The sequence below is a fragment of the Inquilinus sp. genome, assembly GCF_057815775.1.
On the sequence record NZ_JBYRFX010000407.1, the window covers coordinates 1 to 4,306 of the forward strand.

Below are 4,306 nucleotides of genomic sequence, written 5' to 3' on the forward strand. Positions count from 1 at the left end.
TTGCCCTGGACGCATTTCAGCCCGGCCTCGATGATCGAGAATTTCGAGCTGTCGATCATCACCGGCACGCGGGCGATGTCCGGTTCGGCCGCGATCAGGTTCAGGAACTCGACCATCGCCCGCTCGGAATCGATCAGGCCCTCATCCATGTTGATGTCGAGGATCTGGGCGCCGTTGGCGACCTGGTCGCGCGCCACATCCAGCGCGGCGGTGAAGTCGCCCGCGGTGATCAGCTTGCGGAACCGGGCCGAGCCGGTGACGTTGGTGCGCTCGCCGATATTCACGAACGGGATGTCGCTCGACAGCGTGAACGGCTCCAGCCCCGACAGCCGCATCAGCGGCGCGATGGTCGGCACGCTGCGGGTCGGCATGCCGGCGACCGCATCGGCGATGGCGCGGATGTGGTCGGGGGTCGACCCGCAGCAGCCGCCGACGATGTTGACCAGGCCTTCCTCGACGAAGCCCTTGATCTGGGCGGCCATCGCCTCCGGCGACTCGTCATACTGGCCGAATTCGTTCGGCAGCCCGGCATTGGGATAGGCGCAGACGAAGGTGTCGGCCGCGGCCGAGATCTCGGCCAGATGCGCCCGCATCGCGTTGGCGCCCAGGGCGCAGTTCAGGCCGATGGTGAAGGGCTTGGCGTGGCGCACCGAATTCCAGAACGCGGTCGGCGTCTGGCCCGACAGGGTGCGGCCCGACAGGTCGGTGATGGTGCCGGAGATCATCACCGGCAGGTGGATGCCCTTCTCGATGAAGACCAGCTCGGTGCCGAAGATCGCCGCCTTGGCGTTCAGCGTGTCGAAGATGGTCTCGATCAGGATGATCTCGGCGCCGCCGTCGATCAGCCCGCGCACCTGTTCGGCATAGGCGTCGCGCAGCGTGTCGAAGGTCACCGCCCGGTAGCCCGGGTTGTTGACGTCGGGCGAGATCGAGGCGGTGCGGTTGGTCGGCCCCAGCGCACCGGCGACGAAGCGGCGCCGGCCGTCCATCCGCCGCGCCTTGGCCGCGGCCTGGCGCGCCAGCCGGGCGCCGTCGCGGTTGAGGTCGTAGACCACCGCCTCCATGCCGTAATCAGCCTGGGCGATCGAGGTCGAGGAGAAGGTGTTGGTCTCGAGGATGTCGGCGCCGGCGATGGCATAGCCGAAATGGATCGCCTCGATCGCATCCGGCTGGGTGAGGGTCAGGAGGTCGTTGTTGCCCTTGAGATGGCAGTCGCAGCCCAGGAAATGGGTGCCGCGGAAATGGTCCTCCTCGAAGCCCAGCCCCTGGATCTGCGTGCCCATGGCGCCATCCAGGATCAGCACGCGCTCGCGCGCCGCCGCCGTCAGGGCGGCCAGCACCTCGGCGCCGTCGACCGGTTCAAGCGGAATATCGAAGGCTTCGACGCGCGTGGTCATGGCGGACGGGACCGGGTTCAGGATGGGATGGCATGTAATGACATAAAGATATCTTTATATCAACATTCAAGGGCTGCTGCCGGGCGGCGTCCCCCGGCGCCGCGGCTCTACGCGGCCCTATTCCTTGGCGATCGGCTCCAGCCCGGTGGCGGCGATCGCCGGAGCGGCTGCGGGGGACGACAGGAAATCGATCAGCGCCTTGGCCGCCGCGGGGTTGTGCGACCCGGCGACGATGCCGGCGGAATACAGCGTCACCTGCTGCAGCTCCGGCGGCAGCGGCCCGACCAGGTCGATGCCCGGTACGGGCTTCAGCTCGGCGATCTGCTGGAAGCCCAGCTCGGCCTCGCCCTCGGCCACGATCTCGCCGACCGGCGTGGCCGGGATCATCCGCGCCTTGCCGGCCACCAGGCCGGCGATGCCCAGGCGCTGGAAAATCTCGGTCGAGATGAAGAAGCCGCTGGCGCTGTCGGAATAGGCGATCGACTTCGCCGCCAGCAGCGCCTGCTTCACCGCCGCGGCCGAGCTGATGTCCGGCTTCGGCGCGCCGGCCTTGACCGCGACGCCGATGCTGGAGCGGGCGAGGACGACCTTGCTGTCGGGCAGCACCTTGCCCTGCTTGACCAAATCGTCCAGGGCGGCGCCGACCATGATCACCACATCCAGCTTTTCGCCCCGCGCCAGCCGGGCCGGCACCGCGTTCGGGGTGGTGCCCATCGACGGCCCCCAGCCGATCACCAGTTTGTCGCCGCTGGCCTGCTCGAATTGCGGGGCCAGGGCACGGTAGGCCGCGGCGAAGCCGCCGGAGCTGACGACCTGGAGTTCGGCCGCACCGGCGGCCTGGGCGAACAGCAGCACGCCGGCCAGGGCGGCGACCGTGCGACGGCCGATCGAAGGCAGGGTCATGAGATCCTCGGCTGCGAAGGGATCGAAGGCATTGCGCGGGTATCGTCCCCGAAAACCGGGTGTGCCGCAGGGCGCGATCCGGCAGACCAGCCATGCCGCCGCCAGGTTGCCCGCGGACATCGTGCCGCAGCCCGGCCCCTTTTCCTGTCGTCGGATGATCGTACCTGTCCGGAACCGTGCGTCGCCTTCGGAGTTCACCATGAGCCTGGCCCTCGATCCCGATTTCTTCCGCCTGCTGGACGGCAGCCACACTAGGCTGGTCGGCACGCCCCTGGTCGAGACGGGCGGCAGCGACGCGGAGAAGGCCCGCTGGCTCTACGAGGACGCGCCGTTCTGCGTGCTGGCGCACAACACCGACGCCGATCCGCGCTTCGTCTACGGCAACCGGGCGGTCCAGGCCTGCTTCGAATACGGTTGGGACGAGATCACCCGGCTGCCCTCCCGCCTGTCGGCCGAGGCGCCGAACCGGGAAGAACGGCAGGCGCTGCTGGAAGCGGTCGCGCGCCAGGGCTTCGCCGCGGGCTATCGCGGCCTGCGCATCGCCAGATCCGGCCGGCGGTTCTGGATCGAGGACGTCACGGTCTGGCAGTTGATCGACGAGGCCGGCGTGCTGCACGGCCAGGCCGCCACCTACCGGCGCTGGCGGGACGAGTAGGGCAGGCCGCTGCGTCGGCACCGCTTGGCAGAATCCGACGGCATCCTGTCATTGCTGCCGGGCGCCGTGACGGCGAAGATCGGACCATGCCGTCCCCCACTACCTCATCGCCAAGCTGCATCGCCGTGCTCGCCTTTCCCGGCGTGGAGCTGCTCGACGTCGTCGGACCGCTTGAGGTCTTCGCCGCCGCCACCGCCCTTCGGGTCAGGGCCGGGGCGGCGGCGCCCTATGCGGTGCAGGTGCTGGCGGCGCAGGCCGGCCCGGTGCGCGCCACCTCCGGTCTCGCCATCCTGGCGGAGCGCGGCCTGGCCGAGGGCAGCGACGGCATCGACACGCTGCTGGTGGCCGGCGGGACCGGTATAGAGGCCGCGGCCATCGATCAGGCACTGGTGGCCTGGCTTCGGGACGCGGCGCCGCGGGTGCGGCGGCTCGGCTCGGTCTGCACCGGCGCGCTGCTGCTGGCCGAGGCCGGGTTGCTGGACGGGCGCCGGGCGGCGACGCATTGGAACTGGTGCGAAAGGCTGGGCCGGCGCTATCCGGCGGTGCGGGTCGAGCCCGACCCGATCTTCATCCAGGACGGCAGGATCTGGACCTCCGCCGGCGTCACCGCCGGGATGGATCTGGCGCTGGCGATGATCGAGGCCGATCACGGCCGCGACCTGGCCCTCGCCACCGCCCGCGACCTCGTGATGTTCCTGAAGCGGCCGGGCGGCCAGTCGCAGTTCAGCACCGCCCTGGCCGGGCAGGTCGCGGAACGCCCGCCGCTGCGCGACCTGCAGGACTGGATGCTGGCGCACCCCGACGCCGACCTGTCGGTGCCGGCCCTGGCCGAACGGGCGGCGATGAGCCCGCGCAACTTCGCCCGCGCCTTCCTGCGCGAGATCGGCACCACCCCCGCCGCCTATGTCGAGCGGCTGCGGATCGAGACGGCGCGGCGGCGGCTGGAGGAGACGGATCTGCCGGGCGAGACCGTGGCCCGCGCCTGCGGCTTCGGCAATGCCGACGGCATGCGCCGGGCCTTCCTGCGCCGGGTCGGCGTCGCGCCGCAGGCCTATCGCGACCGCTTTCGCCCGCCACGTCTGATGGAGCACAGAGCAGAATGAACCCGACACCTGATCTGGGATCCGGCCGGGCGGCGCTGCTGCCGATCGACATGCAGCAGGCCTTCGACCTGCCGTCCTGGGGCCGGCGCAACAACCCGGATCTCGACGCCAACGGCCTGCGCCTGCTGGCCGCCTGGCGGCAGGCGGGGCTGCCGCTGCTGCATATCAGGCACGATTCGGTCGAAGCCGGCTCGACCCTGGCACCGGCCCATGCCGGCCACGACTTCCGGCCGGGCTTCGCGCCGCGG

At 70.4% G+C, this 4,306-nt stretch carries 5 protein-coding genes; 3 read left to right on the plus strand and 2 right to left on the minus strand.

Features of this window, described 5'->3' with window-relative positions; all coding sequences use genetic code 11:
- Positions 1–1,397: homocysteine S-methyltransferase family protein (locus AC3XYG_RS14535; RefSeq protein ID WP_489140554.1), on the minus strand; the 1,397-nt coding region annotated here is incomplete at its 3' end.
- A 117-nt stretch (positions 1,398–1,514) separates the two neighbouring features.
- Positions 1,515–2,300 (minus strand): substrate-binding domain-containing protein, encoded by a 786-nt coding sequence (locus AC3XYG_RS14540; protein ID WP_489140555.1) that lies wholly within the window; start codon positions 2,298–2,300, stop codon positions 1,515–1,517.
- 199 nt (positions 2,301–2,499) lie between these two features.
- Between AC3XYG_RS14540 and AC3XYG_RS14545 the strand changes: the two genes are divergently transcribed.
- The 3 genes from AC3XYG_RS14545 to AC3XYG_RS14555 all read left to right on the plus strand — a co-directional run.
- A complete protein-coding gene (locus AC3XYG_RS14545) occupies positions 2,500–2,955 on the plus strand; it encodes an MEKHLA domain-containing protein (RefSeq protein ID WP_489140556.1) in 456 nt (151 codons plus the stop codon).
- A gap of 86 nt (positions 2,956–3,041) precedes the next feature.
- Complete coding sequence (locus tag AC3XYG_RS14550) at positions 3,042–4,058, plus strand: GlxA family transcriptional regulator (protein WP_489140557.1); 1,017 nt, start codon at positions 3,042–3,044, stop codon at positions 4,056–4,058.
- Positions 4,055–4,306 (plus strand): cysteine hydrolase family protein (locus AC3XYG_RS14555; protein WP_489140558.1); only part of this gene is annotated, 252 nt, incomplete at its 3' end. The genes AC3XYG_RS14550 and AC3XYG_RS14555, both read left to right, overlap by 4 nt.

What these genes read in the sequence shown, in the direction of transcription:
- AC3XYG_RS14540 (WP_489140555.1), bottom strand. Translation starts at nt 2,300, where the DNA reads ATGACCCTGCCTTCGATCGGCCGTCGCACGGTCGCCGCCCTGGCCGGC.
- AC3XYG_RS14550 (WP_489140557.1), top strand. Translation starts at nt 3,042, where the DNA reads ATGCCGTCCCCCACTACCTCATCGCCAAGCTGCATCGCCGTGCTCGCC.
- AC3XYG_RS14545 (WP_489140556.1), top strand. Translation starts at nt 2,500, where the DNA reads ATGAGCCTGGCCCTCGATCCCGATTTCTTCCGCCTGCTGGACGGCAGC.